This is a genomic window from uncultured Succinatimonas sp. (genome assembly GCF_905203285.1).
Lineage (GTDB): Bacteria > Pseudomonadota > Gammaproteobacteria > Enterobacterales > Succinivibrionaceae > Succinatimonas.
In genome coordinates this window covers 13121-31698 of the sequence record NZ_CAJKVK010000007.1, presented here as the reverse complement: position 1 = coordinate 31698, position 18578 = coordinate 13121, and the positions used below count along the sequence as shown (strand labels likewise).

Below are 18578 nucleotides of genomic sequence, written 5' to 3'. Positions count from 1 at the left end.
AAACTAATCTCTAATAGGTTTTCTTTCTTTTCGAGGATAAAAATGCATCTTTTTCACGGCTCATTAGTAGCTCTTATTACCCCGTTTAAAGACGGCAAGCTTGACGAAGCCGCCTTGGAAAAAATGGTTGAGTGGCATATCGAAAACGGCACCAATGCTATTGTTCCCACAGGAACCACCGGCGAATGCCCGACCCTAACCGTAGAAGAACACGTCCGTGTTATCAAAGCTACCGTCGCTGTTGCTGCAGGCAGAGTTCCCGTTATGGCCGGCGCAGGATCCAATAACCCGGTAGAAGCTGTTCATTTCTCACAAGAAGCCGAAAAAGCAGGTGCCGACGGTCTTTTACATGTAGCAGGCTACTATAACCGCCCGAACCAGGCCGGCTTATATGCTCACTTTAAGATGATTAACGACAATACTTCATTGCCGATTTTCGTTTACAACATCCCGGGCCGTGCCGTAGTCAATATTCTCCCTGAGACCTTGGCTAAAATGGCTGAGCTTTCCCATATCTGCGGTATTAAAGACGCTACCGGCGATTTGGCTCGTCCGTGGAAAGAAAGAGCTTTAATTAAGCGTAAAGACTTTACCTGGCTGTCAGGTGAAGACGCCACTCAGGTAAGCTACAACGTGGCAGGCGGCGTCGGCTGTATTTCAGTTACGGCCAATATCGCTCCGCGTCTTGTTGCTAAAGTTCAAAGCTTATGCGCCGAAAACAAGTGGATCGAGGCACGTGAACTTCAGGATAAATTGATGACTCTGCACGGGCTTATGTTCAAAGAGCCGTCACCTGCCGGTGCTAAATATGCAGCCTCACTGCTCGGTTTGTGTACCGAGGAGTGCCGCTTGCCGGTAATGCCTTTGTCTGAAGGCGTCAAAGCTGAAATAAAAGCTGAAATGCAGAAACTGGAACTTATCTAATGACTGAAAAGAACGCTGAAAACAACGCTCTTTTAGAAAAGCATCGTATTAAATCATACGTGATTCGCGCCGGACGTATGACCACGGCGCAATCACATGCTCTAACCGAGCTCTCGCCAAAATATCTTATTGACGTATCTGACGAAAAACCTCTTGATATGGAGACTGTTTTCGGCAGAGAGGCTCCTTTGGTCGTTGAGATCGGTTTTGGCATGGGTAAGTCTTTTGTTGAAATGGCAAAGGCCGATCCTTTGCGTAATTATCTAGGCATCGAAGTTCATCCTCCTGGGGTGGGAGCCGCCATGATGCTGATTGAAAAAGAAGGACTTACTAACGTTAAAGTCATCAATTACGATGCGTATCTTGTACTTACCAAGTGCCTGAAACCTCAAAGCGTGGATATTCTGCAGATATTCTTCCCTGATCCTTGGCCCAAAGCACGTCATCATAAACGTCGTCTTATCAATGACGGTTTTATTGAGATCATTACTCCGATCTTAAAACACGGCGCGCAGGTAAGAATGGCCACCGATTGGCAAGAGTATGCAGAAGAAATGCTAGAGTGTTTTAATAAAGCACCAGGTTTTACCAACACTTCTGCCGACAATACCTATATTCCTCGTCCTGACTGGCGTCCGCTTACTAAATTTGAACTGCGCGGCGAACGTCTTGGACATGGAGTCTGGGATTTGGTATTTACCCGTGACTGATCAACGTAAAAATGAGCTCAAAGCCTGGCTTATTTCCATAAATGAACCTGCATATGAGCTCATTTCTTTAAACGGCGACGCCAGTTTGCGCCGTTACTTTATATACGGCGATAAAATTGCCGTAGACTCTCCTCCTTCATCTCAAAAAAATCGTGAGTTTATTGCGATAAATAAAAAACTGCATGACGCCGGCATTTATGTACCGCAAATTTTTGCTTACGATTTAGATAAAGGATTTTTCCTTTTAGAAAACTTAGGTTCGACATTATTTGCAGATATCGCCAAAGACAAAGAGGAAAGTTTTTGGTATGAAAAAACGGTTAATGTCTTAACCGACCTTGCGACCGTTGCAACGGAAGATCTTCCGCCTTTTGATCGCGACTTTATATTATTTGAGCTGTCTTTATTTCCCGAATGGATGTTAAATAAGGCTTTTAACCTTACGCTTGATAAGAGCGACGCCAAAATGCTTCAGGACAGCTTTTCAAAGCTTGCCGATTTATGTCTAAAGCAGCCTCAGATAGCCATGCACCGTGATTTTCACAGCCGCAATATCATGATCGTACAAGACAAGTTGGCGGTAATTGATTACCAGGACATGGTTAAAGGTCCGATTACTTACGATCTTGCTTCCCTGCTTTTTGACTGCTATAAAGTCTTGCCTCAAGTTTTAATTGACAAAATAACCGTTAAGACTTTTGCCTCCTACAAAAAATTAAATCTTACTGAAGATTTATCACTTGAAGGCTTCAAGCGCAATCTTGAAGCCGTATCGCTGCAACGCCATCTTAAAGTTCTCGGAATATTCTGCAGATTAAATATACGCGATCACAAAAACGGATATTTAAAAGATCTGCCGCGCGTTTTAAATTACGCAATAAACGAAAGCGCTCTATTACCGGGATTTGAATCTTTACACGAATTTCTTATAAAACTTATTCCTCTTGTTAAAACTTTATGTCCATAACAGCAATGATTTTGGCCGCAGGCCGAGGCGAACGTCTGCGTCCTTTAACCGACACTACCCCAAAACCGCTTATTGATGCAGGCGGAGTTCCTCTTATCGTACGCCATATAAAAGCATTAAAAGAAGCAGGCATTACTGATATAGTGGTAAACAGCGCCTGGCTTTCTGACAAAATCGTAAATTTTCTAGGCGACGGAAAACAATTCGGCGTTCACATAACTCACAGCGTAGAGGGACCCGGCGGACTTGAAACAGCCGGCGGCATCATTAAAGCTCTGCCTTATCTTTCCGATACTTTTTTAGTAGTAAACGGCGATACTTATATGGATGTTTCTTATGCTAAGTTTTTGCAAAGAAAACTTCCCGATAATATCTGTGCAAGACTGTACCTTGTGAAAAATCCCGCTCACAATTTAAAAGGAGATTTTGCCCTTGGGGAAGACGGACTAGTACAATACGGTAATAGCTATACGTTCAGCGGAACTGCTTTATACAGAAAAACAGCCTTTGCCCACATGAACGTTTGCAGATTAAAATTACGACCGCTATTTGACAAGTGGATTGCCGCTGGCGCACTTCAAGGATGCGTATTTGATGAACCCTGGTTTGACGCAGGAACTATCGAGCGGCTTAATATCATCAACGAATACATCAAAAACAGGGGTTAAAGTTTATGGGTAACTGGAAGGGTCGAATTATCGGCACTATCGTCGGTTTATTTTTATTAAACATCATCGGCGCAATCATCGGATATGCAATCGGATGGTTTTATTTTGATAAAAAGCGCATTATGGCAGAGCGTCAAAGCCAGGCTGCCAATGCCGCTTTTTCTTTCAGAAGCAATACCGCCCAAAGCCAAGAGCTTATAAGACTTACTTTCTGCTTAATGGGTTACGTTGCTCGCGGCGCAGGACGCATCAACGAAGCACAGATTGAACGCGCCAAAATGTTCATGCGCACCATGCAGCTTGATGCAAACGCTACTCAGCGCGCCATTGAAGCTTTTAATTACGGGAAATCGGAAAGTTTTCCGCTTGATTCCGAGCTCTTTAAACTTTCAGCTTTCGGCAAAGAAAATCCGGTAATTATCTCCTATGTTCTTGAAATCGTAGTGCAAATTGCTCTTGCCGACAATGAACTCTCATCTCTTGAACACCAGCGCCTGCTGGAAATTGCATCAAAGCTCGGCATCTCAACTACGGCAATGGAAAGGCTTATCCGCATGCGCTTTGCCGAAATGCAGTTTGCCAAATACTCAGAGCAGTTCCGCAATGCCTATCAGCAAGGAGGCTACAGCCAAGGCAGTTACCGGCAAAACGACTATTCCTCAGGCGGCAGCTCATATAACAGAGGCTCATATCAACAGCAGCCGCGCCAGGATGAGCTTAAAAATGCCTACGACATTTTAGGCGTAAGTCCCGACGCTCCTTTTGAGGAAATAAAACGTGCTCACCGTAAGCTCATGCTTAAATATCATCCTGACAGACTGGCATCCCAAGGACTTCCTCCGGAGATGGTTCGTTTATATACGCAAAAAGCGCAGGATATTCAGGCAGCTTTTGACCTCATTAAAAAAGCCCGCGGCGAAAACTAAAATTTAGTAAAAATGTTTTTTTATCTAAAAAGATCAGCTGCAACCCCGGATCTTTAGGGCGAAGATCATCGCGGATATATGGTAGACACAGATGGACGAGGGTGAAAAGAGGGTAAGGACAATTGCAGGACCCCTGCAAGTTATCGTGCTCCTCCTTTGACCAAGATGGAAAACCCGCGGCCGATGTCAAGGCTCGGGCCGCGGTGCTGAAACTTATGGCTTTCTTTAAGCTTTAAGTTATCAGTATCCTCTGGTGTTAAGCTGTTTCAAAGAATCGCAACCTTTTTGATAGTTCAGATCACAGGACTTGCGATAACACTCTTTGGCAAGTTTGTAACTCTGTTTGACCCCGTTTCCGCCGTGATAGTACGTGCCCATTTCATAACAGCCTTCGGGCGAGTTAAGATCACAGCTTTTTTTGATGAACTCAAAAGCCTTTGTCAGATTTTGAATGGTACCGGTGCCGGATGCGGTACTGTTGCCGGCGTAGATACATCCTTGGGGATTGTTTAGGTCACAGGCGCGTTTAAAAAGCTCAAATGCCTTAAAAGTATCAAACCCTCCGGTAAGACCGTTGTAATAAATGAGGCCGAGAACAATGCAGCTTTGTCCGTCACTCTGCTCACAACCTTTCGTGGCGTACTTGAAAGCCTCGAAGGCCTCAGGACTCTTCCTTGTTGTGACTTTGTTAAAGTGCAAACTTGCCAGAGCACCGCAGCTTCTCCCGTCATTGAAATCACAGCCTTTGGTATAAATTTCTGCAGCCTTGGTCTCGTTTTTTCTTCCACCTTTGCCAAGTTGATTATATTGACCGAGCATGTAGCAAGCGTCACTGTTAGGCTCATCCATCACATTCAGGTTGCAGGCTTTGTCAAAATATTGATAAGCCTTGGCGTAATCCTTTTTCACCCCCTCGCCGTTCTCGTACATCAAGCCCGCGTAGGTGCAACCGGTGTTGTTGTTCAAGTCACAGCTTTTGTTGAAATATTTTGAGGCTTCTTTGAAATTCTGTTTAATGCCCGTGCCATTATAGATGTAGACACCCACCGAGGCGCATGATTTTGCATCCTTCAAATCGCAGGCTCTTTTTAAAAATTCAATTGCCTTAGGGTGATCTTGCTTGCCCCCGACTCCGATTGAGTACATCCTGCCCATGTTGAAACACCCTTGGGGATCTTTCAAGTCACAAGCTTGTTTAAAATATTGAGCGGCTTTGGCGTAATCTGGTCCGATGCCCTTACCCTGCTCGTAATTCAAACCAACCGCGGTGCAACCAGTCCCGGATTTGAGTTCACATGCCTTGAGATAATATGTGTTGGCCTCTTTAAAAACTTTGCCCTCATTTTCGTCGACGGACTGGTTTGCCAAAATATCGCCCGCGGTGGCGCAAGAGGCGCCGTCACCAAAATCGCAGGCCATTTTGGCGTACTTGAGGGCGTTGTCGTAATCAAAATCATCCAAAAGTGCGGTAGTGAGCTCGGCGCATTTTTGAAAATCTTTTTGCTTGCAAGCCTCAATCAGGTCGGATTGACTGGCCGCTTGCGAGGCGTTTGCACAACAAGTTATCGCGGCAAACAGAGCCATAATGAGGAAATTCTTTTTCATTTTAACTCCCGTTAAAAAATGTGTGTTCGGTTTTCAGGCTTTATTTGTGCCAAAAGAACTGCTGACTTTCCATCAAGGAGGCCGCCTGAAAATTGGCTGTAATATTATGCCACGGAGATGTCTGCCTAAATCAAAGTGCAGAACCATACCTACTGACCTGTCAAGCAAACCGTACAAGAGGTCAACTGCAGAAACCCGCCGAAACTGATAACAGTAGCTCTATTGTTGTTTAGCAGTAGGATCTTCGGCATTTAAGCCGGAAAGTCAATTTCCTTAGGGATCAGCTCAAACCAACTGTTATTAGGCATAAATTCACTTGGTATATCAAAAGGAGGCGGGGCACAGAATTCCATTCTATTGCCTGAAACGGGATGGCAAAAACTCAAACATCCCGCGTGCAGATAAAGATGAGGACTTGCGTCCCTAATCTCAGGCGGAGCATATAGATGATCGCCTAAAATCGGATGACCGATTTCTTTTAAATGAACACGCAGCTGATGAGAGCGGCCGGTTAAAGGAAACAGTCTGACTAAAGTAGTTTTACCGTCATGGCATAAGGGTTCATAAAAGGTCAAAGCAGGTTTGCCGACCTCAAAATCCACTTTTTGATAGGGGCGGTGATTAATATCCAAAATCAAAGGCAAAGACACGCTACCGCTTTTTTCGATTATTCCGTCAACAATCGCGATATAAATCTTCTTAACTTCACGTCCCATGAATTGTTTGCCGAGGTTTGAGACGGCATTTTTGTTAAGACCTACGACTAACACTCCCGACGTCCCCATATCCAGACGATGCACGGCAAAGGCATCCGGATACGAACTTTTGATTCTGCTTAAAATACTGTCATGATGTTCTTTAAGCCTGCCGGGAACAGACAATAAACCTGACGGCTTATTAACTACCATTATGTCGTCATCTTCATAAAGAACATCTAAAAAAGGAAAAAGAGGCGGATTATATACAAAATCTTCTGTCATATTTTTCTTACAAACAAATATCAAATTCAGAACTGAAATTTAGCACAAAAAATAATGTAAAAACTACATAGACATTTTCTACAATAAGAATGAATAAGAAGAGTAAGGAGAATAAAGGTGAAAATTCAAGATAAAGCGCAATTTGACGCAATAAATGTTTTCGGTCTCGGGAAAACCAACACAGCTTTTGCCAAATACTTTATCGGCAACTCATTTTTAAATCCGCTTACCGGCAATGACTGCAGCCTTCACGTATCAAACGTTACCTTCGAGCCTTCCTGCCGCAATAATTGGCATATTCATCATGCGGCAAAAAACGGCGGACAGCTTCTTATCTGTACTGCAGGAGAGGGATGGTATCAGGAAGAAGGAAAGAACGCAGTAAGCCTTACTCCCGGGAAAGTGATAATGATCCCCGCTAACGTAAAACATTGGCACGGTGCCAAACAAGACAGCTGGTTTTCCCACATCGCAATTGCCGTCCCGGGTGAGGACTGCAGCAACGAATGGCTTGAAGCCGTCAGCGACGAAGAGTATGCCAAGCTTCCTGATTAATTAAATTTCACAGAGTAAAACTACCATGCAAAATAAAACCGTTCTTTTTAATAAGTTCGGAGCAGCATCTGAACTTTATACTGCAGAAGTTTCTCTGCCGCAAATTACCGATAACGAGCTGTTGATTAAAACCGCTGCCGCTGCTCTAAATCCTATAGACGCCAAAATAAGAAACGGCAGCAGTTTTGTCTGCAAAAACCGTAAAGAGCCTTTTCCTTGGAGCTTAGGCTTTGATTTTGCAGGAAGTGTAGAAGAGTGCGGCAACAATCTTAATTTTAAAAAAGGAGATAAAGTCGCCGGTATCGTCGGGCACAGCTTTAATCCGCGAGCCTATGCGCAATATATAGTAAGCGATGACAAACTCATCGTAAAAGTTCCCGACAATGTTTCCCTGAAAGAAGCGGCAGCTCTGCCGACGGCGGGAGTTACCGCACTTGATATTTTAAACACCTTAAAAGAAGTAAAGGATACGGGTAATGTGCTGGTACTCGGAGGATCAGGAGGTGTCGGACACCTTTTGATCCAGCTTTTAAAAATTCACGGATACAGCGTAACAGCCGGAGCGTCGCTTAAAAACTTTAATTTTTTAAAAGAATTAGGTGCCGATAATATTTTTGATTATCACAATGACTACAAGAGTGAATACAAAGACCGATTTGATGCGGCTATTGACTTTATAGGCGGAGATATCGGAATCGGGCTTTATGCTGTGTTAAACGAAAAAGGATTATTAATAACCGTGCCAAGCTACAGTTTTGACAAGGTTATAAGTGCCTGTCCTTGCAACAAAAAAGTAAAAAGCGTTCTTGCAGCGCCGAGCAAAGAAAAAATCGCTTATCTGCTGCAGCTTTGCGCATTAGGAAAATTGAAAGTACATATCACAAAAGAGTTCAAGCTCAATACTGAAGGAGCGCAACGGGCGCACCTTCAGATTGAAAGCACTCATACCTGCGGCAAAATTATTCTTGTGCCGTAACGGATGAGGTTCCGAAAGACGCTTCCTGAACGCTGCGGGCATTGGCAGCAGCTTCAGGTAAGCCGAGATCATCATAACACCTTGCCATCAAAGCAAGCGCAGGCTCAAGATATTGTGTTCCGCGATAAGAATAAAGAATGTTCTGGCAGTGACGAATAGTCGAAAGATAAGAGCCGCGCTCATAATAATAATTTGCGATGGCCATCTCCCGCTCGGCAAGCTGCTGCTTAATGAAAATCATGCGCTGATGCGCATCTGCCGCATACTTGCTTTCAGGATAAGTCTCAATTAGATTGCGGAAAGTTTTCAGTGCTTCGTAATATTGAGTAGGATCTTTTTGACTGCGGTTTAATCCTATAAAATCCTGCAGCATGTCAGAACGCATCTGGATCTGATTTAATCCCGTCATATACAAAACATAATCGGTATACTGGCTTGTAGGGTTCAAGCGCATAAAGCGATTGATTTGCGCTGCGGTTTTCTCGCTGTCGCGCATTTTGTAATAAACGTAAATAAGATCAAGCTGAACCTGATCGGCAAGCTCGCCGAAAGGATAGCGGGAATCTATGGCTTCAAGATATTGCTTTGCTCTTTGAAAATCACCTGAGGCCATAGCGTTCTGTGCAACGGAGTACATGGCATCGGGGGCAATATTCGGAACTTCATCTTTATTGTAATTAGCTGAAGAACAAGCCGTTAGAGCGACTGCGGCGCTTACAATTAACGGCAAAAAAAACTTAATCATCAAAAGATCCTCAAGACCTGACTGTCGTGTCATCTTTCAACTTGCTAAAATATATTAAGCTAATAATATAACATCTTGCCTTATTAATCAGAACAAAAACGCATTAAAAGTCAGGAATAAATCTGTCATCTAAAGGAAAAACCATGCCGCAAAACGTAACTTTAACCATAACCGATGAATTTCACAACAAGCGTTTGGACGCGGCTTTAGGCGGGCTTATAGACACTCACTCCCGCAGTACCCTGCGTGAATATATTGACGAAGGAAAAGTAGCTGTAGACGGCGTCGTCATCACCAAACCGAGCGTAAAAGTAAGTTCAGGACAAACAGTTACCGTCGAAATTCCCGATCCTGAAGATTTGGATGCCAAACCGCAGGATTTGCCCCTTGATATCATTTACCAAGATGACGATATCTTAGTTATCAACAAACCGATTAATTTTGTAGTGCATCCGGGCGCCGGAGTAAAAGACGGAACCGTAATGAACGCCGTGCTTTATCATTTTCCGCAAACCTCATCTTTGCCGCGCGCTGGAATCGTGCATCGACTTGATAAAGATACCTCTGGACTTATGGTTATAGCCTTATCACAACTTGCACAACAGGTTTTAACCAAAGCTATCGCCAAACATGACGTAGTACGTGAATACGAGGCTATAGCCGAAGGGCAAATAACCGCAGGCGGCACAATTGATGCTCCGATAGGACGTGATCCTCATGTGCGCACCAAGATGGCGGTAATGCCCGAAGGCATCGGCCGTGAAGCGGTAACGCACTACCGCGTCATGGAGCGTTTTCGCGCCCACACGAGACTGCGTCTGCGTCTTGAAACGGGACGCACCCATCAAATCCGCGTCCATATGGCAAGCATTCATCATCCGCTATTAGGTGACAACCAGTACGGCGGCAAACGCCTTAAAATGCTGCCCGGGGCCAGCGAAGATTTGGCAAACATGCTGCGCAATTATCGCCATCAGGCGCTTCATGCCGTACACATTGAATTTGCTCACCCTAAAACCAAGGAAATGATGAGCTTTGACGTTCCTATCCCTGATGAAATGAGCACGCTTATTGATCTTTTGCGCGAGGACTACAAAGAACATGGCGACTTCTGATTTCATCATTCCTACAATCTTTGAAAATCCTTTAACTAAAGCGGTTTTCACCACTCGCCGCGGAGGAGTTTCCAAAGCTCCTTATAACGAGCTGAATTTAGGCGATCATGTAAAAGATGATTTAAACGCCGTACTTAAAAACCGCGAAATCGTGCTAAAAGAATGCGGTTTTAAAGCAATTGCCTGGATGAATCAAACCCATTCAACCAAGGTTTGTAAAGTTACGACGGCTGACACAAGTTCCAAAATCAATGCCGACGCCATTGTTACAAATGAGCCAGGACTTGGTCTTGCCGTTATGACTGCAGATTGTCTTCCGGTGTTGCTTGCCGATGAAAAAGCTGGAATTTTTGCTGCAGTTCATTGCGGCTGGCGCGGTATTTACGGCCATATTCTTACCAATACGGTCAATATAATGAAAGAAAACGGCGCTAAAAAGATTAAAGCGGCACTAGGGCCTGCCATAGGTTTTGATTCTTTTGAAATCGGAATCGATTTAAAAGAAAAATTTCTAGCTGCAGGTGCCCCCTTATCCGCCTTTAAAGAGACTAAGACTAAAAAGGCCGATAAAGCTTTATGTTCATTGACGGAACTTGCCGCTTTTGAGTTAAAAGCTCTCGGTTGTGAGTCTGATGATATTGAAACTCTGTCTTTTGATACCTTTAAAAATCCGGAAAATTTCTTTTCCTACCGCAAAAACCACATCACGGGAAGAATGGCAGGCATTATCGGACAAATAGGATAAAGTGCAAACTTTTATCATCTTTTTACTTTAAATAAGCCTTTTTTACCCCCATTTTGTATACAGCGAAAAAAAGAATTACAAAAAGAAGGGAGGGGTAGAATGAGGTTAGACCGATTCACCGCAAAATTTCAACAAGCTTTAGCTGACGCTCAGTCGCTTGCCGTAGGCCGCGACAATCAGTTTATCGAGCCTATTCATATTCTTTCTGCACTTATTGCACAAGAAGACGGCTCGGTACGTCCGCTTTTGACCTTGGCGGGATCTGATCCTAAAGCCGTAAGCTTGTTGCTTAAAGAAGCGATTGAAAAGTTGCCGCAGGTTGAAGGAGTAGGCGGCGACGTACAATTATCACAGCAAAGCGCAAAGGTATTAAATCTTTGCGATAAATTTGCCCAAAAGAACAACGATGCTTATATTTCATCCGAGCTCTTCGTTCTTGCTGCTTTTGAAGGCGATAATGACGTTAAAGACATTTTAGTAAAATGCAATATAACCCGCGATAAGCTTTTAAAAGCTCTTGAAACAGTAAGAAACGGACAAAACGTTAACGATGAAAACGCCGAAAGCACTCGCGGCGCTTTAAAGAAATACACGATTGACCTTACCGAAAGAGCGGAAAAAGGCAAGCTTGATCCGGTCATCGGACGTGACGAAGAAATTCGCCGCACCATGCAGATCCTGCAGCGCCGCACCAAGAACAACCCGGTACTTATCGGTGAGCCTGGCGTCGGTAAGACCGCTATTGTCGAAGGACTTGCGCAACGTATTGTCAAAGGCGAAGTTCCTGAGGGACTGCGCAATAAAAAGGTCTTGTCCCTTGATATGGGAGCTTTAATTGCAGGTGCAAAATACCGTGGTGAATTTGAGGAAAGACTTAAAGGCGTATTGAACGAGCTTGCCAAACTTGAAGGCAAGGTAATTTTGTTCATCGATGAAATCCACACCATGGTCGGTGCCGGTAAATCCGAAGGTTCAATGGATGCCGGCAATATGTTGAAGCCGGCTTTGGCCCGCGGAGAACTGCACTGCATCGGTGCCACGACATTGGACGAATACCGCCAGTACATAGAAAAGGATGCCGCATTGGAGCGTCGTTTCCAAAAGGTATTTGTCGGCGAACCTTCTGTCGAGAACACCATTGCTATTTTGCGCGGATTAAAAGAGCGCTATGAGATTCATCATCACGTACAGATAACCGATCCGGCAATTGTAGCGGCCGCAACTTTATCAAACCGCTATATTACCGATCGTCAGCTGCCGGATAAAGCTATTGACCTTATCGATGAGGCTGCGGCAAGCATTCGTCTGCAGATTGACTCCAAGCCCGAGCCGCTTGATCGCCTTGATCGCAAGATCATCCAGCTCAAGATGGAGCGGCAAGCCGTTGCCAAAGAAACCGATGACGCCAGCAAAAAACGTCTGCAGGCTATTGATGAAGAAATTGACGAATCACAAAAAGAGTACTCTCGTCTTGATGAAATCTGGAAAAAAGAAAAGTTATCTCTTGAAGGTACCCAGCAAATCAAGGTTAAACTTGATGCGGCACGTCATGAATTTGACGTCGCTAAGCGCCAAGGCGATTTGTCGCGCATGAGTGAATTGCAGTACGGCATTATTCCGTCACTTGAAAAGCAAATTAAAGAAGCCGGTGACGCTCCTGCAGAGAAATCATTCCAGCTGCTTAAAAATAAAGTAACCGATGTAGAAATTGCCGAAGTTGTATCAAAAGCTACCGGCATTCCGGTTGCCAAAATGCTGGAAGGTGAAAGAGCCAAACTTTTGCATATGGAAGATAATCTGCATCAGCGTGTTATCGGTCAGGACGAAGCTATTAACGCTATTGCCAACTCAATAAGACGCTCGCGTGCCGGACTTTCCGACCCTAATCGTCCTATCGGATCGTTTATGTTCATGGGACCTACGGGTGTAGGTAAGACCGAATTGTGCAAAGCGGTAGCCGAGTTTTTATTCGATACTGAAAAAGCCATGGTGCGTATTGATATGTCCGAGTTTATGGAAAAATTCTCGGTCTCCCGTTTGGTCGGTGCACCTCCCGGGTATGTCGGATACGAACAGGGCGGCTATCTTACCGAAGCCGTGCGCAGACGTCCGTACTCCGTCATTTTGCTTGATGAAATCGAGAAAGCGCATCCTGATGTTTTCAACATCCTGCTGCAGGTGCTTGATGACGGACGGTTAACTGACGGACAGGGAAGAACGGTTGACTTTAAGAACACCGTTATCATCATGACTTCAAACCTCGGATCGGAAATGATTCAGGAGGAAACAGGCAAAAAGAGTTACCAGGAAATCAAAGCACAATTGCTGCAAATTCTGGAAAAACACTTTAAGCCTGAATTCTTGAACCGTGTTGATGAGACTGTGGTCTTCCACCCGCTCTCTCATAATGAGATCAAGAAGATCGCTAAAATCCAGCTTGAAGGTCTTACAAAGCGGCTTTCTGCTCAAGGATATGAAGTCATATTACCTGATGCACTTATGGATCATGTAGCAAATATTGGCTTTGATCCGGTATTCGGAGCAAGACCTTTGCGTCGAGCCATCCAAAATACCATTGAAGATCCTCTTGCCAATATGATCTTAAGCGGAAAAGTTAAAGTCGGAGAGCCGTTTGAGCTTAACTTCGACGCAAGCGGCGAACTTGTCTGCAATAAAGTACAAGCAAACTGCTAGAGCTGACGATAAGCTCTGATTTAATTAAGCGCAGAACACACCTTCTGCGCTTTTTTGTTAAAATCTAGACCTGTTTTCATCTGCGACGACACGCACAACAATAATAATTAACTAATGTACGCTTAATTTTCCATGAGTTTTAACCATATCTTGCGAGGAATGCTGCTTACCTTGCCTATTATGATAGGCATCATTCCTTTAGGAATCATTTTCGGAGCTCAAGCGGTACAAGCCGGATTTGAGCCGCTTGCCGCCATTTTCATGCCGGCGATTAATTTTGCCGGCGGTTCTGAATTTGCGGTCATTCCTTTATGGAGCATTACTCCGCCGATTTTGCTTATCATCCTAACGACATTTCTGATTAACTCGCGCCATCTTGTTATGGGGGCGGCTTTGGCTCCGTACCTTGAAGGACAGCCTTTTTGTCGTGTTGCTCTTATCTACTTTTTCATGTGCGATGAAACTTGGGCGCTTACCCTTCAGGAAATGGCGCATCTTGAAGAAAAAGGAAAGAATAAACCGCTTTTAAATCCCGGTTTTTATTTCGGCATCGGCGTAACTCTATGGGCCTTCTGGGTTTTATCCTGCAGTCTTGGCGTATTATTAGGCAGCGTAAGCGGAGATTTAAGTATTTACGGTTTTAACATGGCAATGCCTGCCACTTTCATCGCTTTAAGTGCCGCTATGTGGCCGCTTAAGCGGCACAAAAAAGATTACGCTAAACTTCTGCCGATTCTTGCTTCTGCAGCGGTATCCGCTCTTGTAAGTCTTAAACTAGGCAGCGCTTACAGCGTAGGGCTTGGAGTTCTTGCAGGTATTGTTACGGCATTTATTCAGGCATCAAAAAAATAATAAAGTGATAATAAATTTATGAACGATCTCCAAGCGTTATTTCCCAACGGTTTTCAGCTTTTAGCAATTTTACTTATGGCGGGAACAACTTATTTCACCCGCATCGCAGGTTATTTGATTTTGCGTAAAGGTAAAATTTCAGCACGGATAAATGCCGTGCTGGAAGCTGCTCCCAGCTGTGTCATGATAAGCATAGTCGCCCCCTTTTTCATGACAGATGATCCGATAACTTTGATAAGCTTGCTGCTGACCGTCGTATATTCAATACGCTTTAACTTTGCCTTAACCGTAATATTTTCCGTACTGACGCAATGTTTGCTATTACCTTTTTTCTAAAAAAGATACATTAAATCCAAATTTATCTAAAAAGAAATATCAATGCCTTTACATTAAAGCTTATATACTGTCAAAATAGCCGTCAAATTTTAGTAAAGTTCTTGTTTTGATACCTTGATAGTGATTAGGATTCAAAATTAGAAGTTTTAGAGTTTATTTTATCTTTTGGATATGAGTAATTATTTGCTGTAATTCAGCAAAATGTTTTAAGGTTTTCATGAACAATCAATCGATCGTTAATTCGAGTCTCCAATATTTGCGCAGGATCTTCTCTCTTGCAAAAGTGCCGGTAGATGTTGCTGTCGTCAATTATCAAGAGGATAAGCTTTATAAGTCCTCTAATATCACCTGGGATTTTAAATTTCAATCTTCATCCGGACTTGGAGCCGAGCGTCAGGGAAAACTATTTAAGTCCGATTATGATGCTCTTGAGTATGCGGAAAAGCTAAAAAATCAGTCTTTAGAAGCCGCTGAACGGGCTGATTTTATAGCTAAACTTCAGCAGTTAGAGGTACAAGGCGCGGATGCAGTGGTCAAAGCTTGCATAAAAAAGAAGAAGCTGACTGCTAAGCGCTATGAAGATTTTTGCTATAAGGAAAGCTGTCCTGAGTGTCATGGCGAAAAAAAGGTCGATTGTCCAAGATGCAAAGGAACGGGTACCGTTAAATGTCAAAACTGCGGCGGTGAGGGGTATGTTAAATGTCCCGAATGCCGCGGACGCGGACGGATCAGATCCTACCGCAACGGTAAAAGCTCAGAGCGTAAATGCAGCAAATGCAACGGTAAAGGCAAAATTCGTTGCCCGGAGTGCAAAGGCAAGGGCGAATTAAGATGCAATAACTGTGCAGGCCGCGGCAAGGTATTGTGTCATAACTGTAACGGTGTCGGCTATTTATATAAGATTTTCACCTGCAAGATTGAGGCTTCAGTTAGCAATCAACAACTCACTGCAGAGTGCAGGCTCTTTAACGCAAATGAGATCGAAAAAGAGTTTGACAAGCACTATAACGAGCTTATCAGATATGCTAAAAACGAAATTACAGCGCCGTCTGAGGAGAGTAACGGTTCATATATTCAGCATGTAAGCAGCACTGTTAAAGTAGGACGCCTTGACTATACGGTCAACGGCAAAATGCATTACTGCTATGTGCTGCCGGAAAGCTTAACAGATTCTGAAATAATGCTGTTTAAGCGTGACGCTGTTTACGATGAGTTGCTTGCAGATGAAGTACAAAAGCTTCATCAAGAAGTTAAAACCGCGTGTCAAAATCGGAATAATGCCAGGGATAAACTAAATGAATTAGCCCAAAATCCGGTTTTCGGCGAAATTGTAGTCGGCGGTATGCAGAAGTTAACAAAAAAAGCAGACGGTTTTATTTCAGACGATTTAAAAAAACTTTTGTCAAAAGAACTTGGTTTGTTACGGAAAACCGCCTTAGGTAAGCGCTCAGAGTTTTCTTTTTGGTATGTGGGTATGCTGATTTGTTTTGCCGCATTAGTCTTGGGAGCTGATTTTATAGTACAGAAAGGGGAACCAATGTTTTCTTTAAACTGCGTACTGCTGTGGAGCTTTTTTGGCATCTTAGGTCTTACTGTACCTTGGGCTGTGGCCGGACTGTGCATTAAGATCGATACTGCTTTAGATCTTAGTTGGCAAAAATACCTTCCGCGTAATCTTCGTAAACTGCCGGAAAACAAAATATTCCGTGATGCTCTTTCAAAACGGCAGATTATCGTAAACGCCTGCTTGACCGCAGCTGCGATCTTATTCGCTATATTCCTGCTCTAATCATTGGAGATATATTGTTTTAAAGACCGCGTCTTGTCTGTGACTAAGGTACGGTCTTTTAATACTAAAAGACGTTTGTTGTAGATTAGAGTGACTGTGATGATTTTTAGACTGTAAACACAATCTTTGAATCCGTATGTCTGCAATTTAATGCCGGGCTTATTGAGTTTGAAGGTAAAGAAGATCATGTTCATTTGTTAATCTTAGATCTGCCTCAATTATCTATCTTGGAGCTTGTCTTCAGACTCAAGGGAACATCTTACATAATCATCCGTAAGCGTAAGTATCCTGCCGTTAGAACAAAGCTGTGGGGCAAGGCGTTATGGTCTTCATCTTATTTTGCTTCATCCTGCACAAGTGCTTCGATATCTGTTATCCGTCAATATATTGACCGGCAGAAAACGCCGGATTAAACACTGAGCTTCTCCTCGCGATGATCTCCGCCCTGAAGGACGGGGTTTTAGCCGCAGATCTTTTTTTGATAAATTACAGCAATATTTTTATTTCAAGTTTTTAGACTATTCATTTAAAAAATAAAAACGAAAAATGCCGGATTATTTCCGGCATCTATCTGTATATCCAAGAAAAATTAGAGCAATCCTTCTACTTTAAGAAGAATAAACTCGTTATCGTCGGCCTTATTCGGATCACGGCTTGAAGATCCGGGGAAATTATTATCATTTCCGACAACGATATGATTGGCATCAACCACATCCACATCTTCTATTGTAAAGAACGGGAATTTAAAAACTCCGTCGTTTAAGCCGACCCGCGAAACATTCTTTGGATCCTGAATGTTAAGCAAATCAATATATGCTTGTTTATAAGCCTCTTTTCCGACATTTTCATTATTCATTTCAATGCGGTAAATACGCTTGAACTTAGCTATATCGCTAAAACATTTAGCAGTAGGCTCACCTGTCTTACATGCTTTATCAGCTGTACCTTCACCGTTATCACGCTCAATAATAAGTCCGTGTTCATCATCAATCATATTAAAATCGCCGATGGCATGATGATTTTCATCAAGCACGAACTTCCAATGTCTGCCGGTCCACTCACCTTTTTGGGTATCGAATTCAAGAATGCGCAAGTAACGTTTACCGTCAATATTTTCATATTGAGAACCATCCCACAAAGCGCCTTCAAGCAAAGGATATAATTTGGTACCGTCAGGAGATGAAGCCATACCTTCAAATCCCTTGGAACGCGTTACTTCAAAGGGTGCTTTTCCGTCCGGAGCTCCTTGTAACTGAATATAAGGATTATCAGGAGATCTGACTATCTTGCCGTCTACTTTGGTATCAAAGACCTCCAGGATTTTTCCGTTCATATCGGCTTTAATTAGAAAAGGTCCGAATTCATCCCCGACCCATAAGAAGCCGCCGGCAAACTGGAAGCTTTCCGGATCAAAGTCATGTCCTGACAAATAACGTTTTTCAGTGCTTTCGTTAGTAATATGAAAAGGAACTTTTCTATCCGGATCGTGCAGAAAAATGCTCTTTAACGGCTTGACACTGCCGTCCTTGAAATCAATCTGATACTGATTTAAATACAGCATTGAATCATAAGAGTTAATTTTATTGCCAAAACCGTTATCTGAAATCACCCAAAAGGTTCCGTCATCCATATGCTTAATTCCGGAATGACCCTGACGCGGCTGATTCTCAATAGGAAGAGAAATCCCGGTTAAGCGATCAGCTGATTTACCGGGAACTGCAGCTAATTTCTCAATTCTTTTACCGGTAGTATATTTACCGCTTATTTTCATATCAGAAGGAGCGTCTGAAGGGGCGGCAACCGTAGAGTTTACCGGTAAAATCGCATGTCCTTCTAAAAATGCGCTTACTTCCTCGGGAGCTGCAAACGAAGGTACGCTTAGAGCTAAACCTAAAGACAGAACCAAAAACTTTGGGGACATATTCATACAAGGTCTCCTTGAGTATTTAACAAATTTTCTGTCTTTTAGTGTAAAAAAAGAAAGTTAACTG

At 43.4% G+C, this 18578-nt stretch carries 18 protein-coding genes; 14 read left to right on the top strand and 4 right to left on the bottom strand.

Annotated elements, in window-relative coordinates; genetic code table 11:
• The first annotated feature begins 42 nt into the window (after positions 1–42).
• From dapA to djlA, 5 genes are read left to right on the top strand one after another with little or no spacing between them, the layout of a single operon-like run.
• On the top strand, positions 43–924 hold the full coding sequence (gene dapA / locus QZ019_RS01770; RefSeq protein ID WP_009143036.1) for a 4-hydroxy-tetrahydrodipicolinate synthase: 882 nt from the start codon (positions 43–45) through the stop codon (positions 922–924).
• A complete protein-coding gene (trmB, locus tag QZ019_RS01765; RefSeq protein WP_294564042.1) occupies positions 924–1634 on the top strand; it encodes a tRNA (guanosine(46)-N7)-methyltransferase TrmB in 711 nt (236 codons plus the stop codon). The genes dapA and trmB overlap by 1 nt, the downstream gene beginning before the upstream one ends.
• Positions 1627–2601 carry a phosphotransferase gene (locus QZ019_RS01760; protein ID WP_295481882.1) on the top strand — a complete coding sequence of 325 codons (975 nt, stop codon included), beginning with the start codon at positions 1627–1629 and terminating at the stop codon, positions 2599–2601. Before trmB ends, QZ019_RS01760 begins: the two co-directional genes overlap by 8 nt.
• Positions 2592–3269, top strand: coding sequence for an N-acetylmuramate alpha-1-phosphate uridylyltransferase MurU (gene murU, locus QZ019_RS01755; RefSeq protein ID WP_294564047.1), 678 nt, complete (start codon positions 2592–2594; stop codon positions 3267–3269). Before QZ019_RS01760 ends, murU begins: the two co-directional genes overlap by 10 nt.
• Before the next feature lie 5 nt (positions 3270–3274).
• Entirely contained in the window at positions 3275–4195 is a 921-nt protein-coding gene (gene djlA, locus QZ019_RS01750) for a co-chaperone DjlA (protein WP_294564049.1), read from the top strand.
• 240 nt (positions 4196–4435) lie between these two features.
• On the opposite strand, the gene QZ019_RS01745 is transcribed toward djlA, so the two are convergent.
• A complete protein-coding gene (locus QZ019_RS01745) occupies positions 4436–5800 on the bottom strand; it encodes an SEL1-like repeat protein (protein ID WP_294564052.1) in 1365 nt (454 codons plus the stop codon).
• A 251-nt stretch (positions 5801–6051) separates the two neighbouring features.
• A complete protein-coding gene (locus QZ019_RS01740) occupies positions 6052–6780 on the bottom strand; it encodes an RluA family pseudouridine synthase (RefSeq protein ID WP_295481879.1) in 729 nt (242 codons plus the stop codon).
• Positions 6781–6897: 117 nt separating this feature from the next.
• Between QZ019_RS01740 and QZ019_RS01735 the strand changes: the two genes are divergently transcribed.
• Together QZ019_RS01735 and QZ019_RS01730 are read left to right on the top strand one after the other, a co-directional pair.
• A complete protein-coding gene (locus QZ019_RS01735; RefSeq protein ID WP_295481877.1) occupies positions 6898–7335 on the top strand; it encodes a cupin domain-containing protein in 438 nt (145 codons plus the stop codon).
• A 25-nt stretch (positions 7336–7360) separates the two neighbouring features.
• A complete protein-coding gene (locus tag QZ019_RS01730) occupies positions 7361–8311 on the top strand; it encodes an NADP-dependent oxidoreductase (RefSeq protein WP_294564060.1) in 951 nt (316 codons plus the stop codon).
• Here the strand turns inward: QZ019_RS01730 and QZ019_RS01725 are convergent.
• A complete protein-coding gene (locus tag QZ019_RS01725) occupies positions 8295–9056 on the bottom strand; it encodes an outer membrane protein assembly factor BamD (RefSeq protein WP_294564062.1) in 762 nt (253 codons plus the stop codon). The genes QZ019_RS01730 and QZ019_RS01725 overlap by 17 nt on opposite strands.
• Before the next feature lie 143 nt (positions 9057–9199).
• On the opposite strand from QZ019_RS01725, the gene rluD reads away from it, so the two are divergent.
• The 7 genes from rluD to tnpA all read left to right on the top strand — a co-directional run bounded on the left by rluD (position 9200) and on the right by tnpA (position 17000).
• Positions 9200–10171 (top strand): 23S rRNA pseudouridine(1911/1915/1917) synthase RluD, encoded by a 972-nt coding sequence (gene rluD / locus QZ019_RS01720; RefSeq protein ID WP_294564065.1) that lies wholly within the window; start codon positions 9200–9202, stop codon positions 10169–10171.
• The gene (gene pgeF, locus QZ019_RS01715) at positions 10158–10916 is read left to right on the top strand and encodes a peptidoglycan editing factor PgeF (RefSeq protein ID WP_294564068.1); all 759 of its coding nucleotides are present in this window, start codon (positions 10158–10160) and stop codon (positions 10914–10916) included. The genes rluD and pgeF overlap by 14 nt, the downstream gene beginning before the upstream one ends.
• Before the next feature lie 99 nt (positions 10917–11015).
• Positions 11016–13610, top strand: coding sequence for an ATP-dependent chaperone ClpB (clpB, locus tag QZ019_RS01710; protein WP_249082196.1), 2595 nt, complete (start codon positions 11016–11018; stop codon positions 13608–13610).
• A gap of 180 nt (positions 13611–13790) precedes the next feature.
• Entirely contained in the window at positions 13791–14462 is a 672-nt protein-coding gene (locus QZ019_RS01705; protein WP_295481893.1) for an AzlC family ABC transporter permease, read from the top strand.
• An 18-nt stretch (positions 14463–14480) separates the two neighbouring features.
• Entirely contained in the window at positions 14481–14798 is a 318-nt protein-coding gene (locus tag QZ019_RS01700) for an AzlD family protein (RefSeq protein ID WP_295481874.1), read from the top strand.
• 217 nt (positions 14799–15015) lie between these two features.
• Positions 15016–16587 (top strand): hypothetical protein, encoded by a 1572-nt coding sequence (locus QZ019_RS01695; RefSeq protein ID WP_295481872.1) that lies wholly within the window; start codon positions 15016–15018, stop codon positions 16585–16587.
• A gap of 122 nt (positions 16588–16709) precedes the next feature.
• Positions 16710–17000, top strand: a complete 291-nt coding sequence (tnpA, locus tag QZ019_RS09865; RefSeq protein WP_366936829.1) for an IS200/IS605 family transposase — start codon at positions 16710–16712, stop codon at positions 16998–17000.
• A gap of 176 nt (positions 17001–17176) precedes the next feature.
• On the opposite strand, the gene QZ019_RS01690 is transcribed toward tnpA, so the two are convergent.
• The gene (locus QZ019_RS01690) at positions 17177–18514 is read right to left on the bottom strand and encodes an esterase-like activity of phytase family protein (protein WP_294564083.1); all 1338 of its coding nucleotides are present in this window, start codon (positions 18512–18514) and stop codon (positions 17177–17179) included.
• Positions 18515–18578 lie beyond the last annotated feature (64 nt).

Coding starts and splice junctions, on each gene's coding strand:
- djlA (WP_294564049.1), top strand. CDS start 3,275: ATGGGTAACTGGAAGGGTCGAATTATCGGCACTATCGTCGGTTTATTT.
- QZ019_RS01745 (WP_294564052.1), bottom strand. CDS start 5,800: ATGAAAAAGAATTTCCTCATTATGGCTCTGTTTGCCGCGATAACTTGT.
- murU (WP_294564047.1), top strand. CDS start 2,592: ATGTCCATAACAGCAATGATTTTGGCCGCAGGCCGAGGCGAACGTCTG.
- QZ019_RS01690 (WP_294564083.1), bottom strand. CDS start 18,514: ATGAATATGTCCCCAAAGTTTTTGGTTCTGTCTTTAGGTTTAGCTCTA.
- QZ019_RS01705 (WP_295481893.1), top strand. CDS start 13,791: ATGATAGGCATCATTCCTTTAGGAATCATTTTCGGAGCTCAAGCGGTA.
- QZ019_RS01730 (WP_294564060.1), top strand. CDS start 7,361: ATGCAAAATAAAACCGTTCTTTTTAATAAGTTCGGAGCAGCATCTGAA.
- trmB (WP_294564042.1), top strand. CDS start 924: ATGACTGAAAAGAACGCTGAAAACAACGCTCTTTTAGAAAAGCATCGT.
- QZ019_RS01740 (WP_295481879.1), bottom strand. CDS start 6,780: ATGACAGAAGATTTTGTATATAATCCGCCTCTTTTTCCTTTTTTAGAT.
- QZ019_RS01725 (WP_294564062.1), bottom strand. CDS start 9,056: ATGATTAAGTTTTTTTTGCCGTTAATTGTAAGCGCCGCAGTCGCTCTA.
- pgeF (WP_294564068.1), top strand. CDS start 10,158: ATGGCGACTTCTGATTTCATCATTCCTACAATCTTTGAAAATCCTTTA.
- rluD (WP_294564065.1), top strand. CDS start 9,200: ATGCCGCAAAACGTAACTTTAACCATAACCGATGAATTTCACAACAAG.
- QZ019_RS01700 (WP_295481874.1), top strand. CDS start 14,481: ATGAACGATCTCCAAGCGTTATTTCCCAACGGTTTTCAGCTTTTAGCA.
- clpB (WP_249082196.1), top strand. CDS start 11,016: ATGAGGTTAGACCGATTCACCGCAAAATTTCAACAAGCTTTAGCTGAC.
- dapA (WP_009143036.1), top strand. CDS start 43: ATGCATCTTTTTCACGGCTCATTAGTAGCTCTTATTACCCCGTTTAAA.
- QZ019_RS01695 (WP_295481872.1), top strand. CDS start 15,016: ATGAACAATCAATCGATCGTTAATTCGAGTCTCCAATATTTGCGCAGG.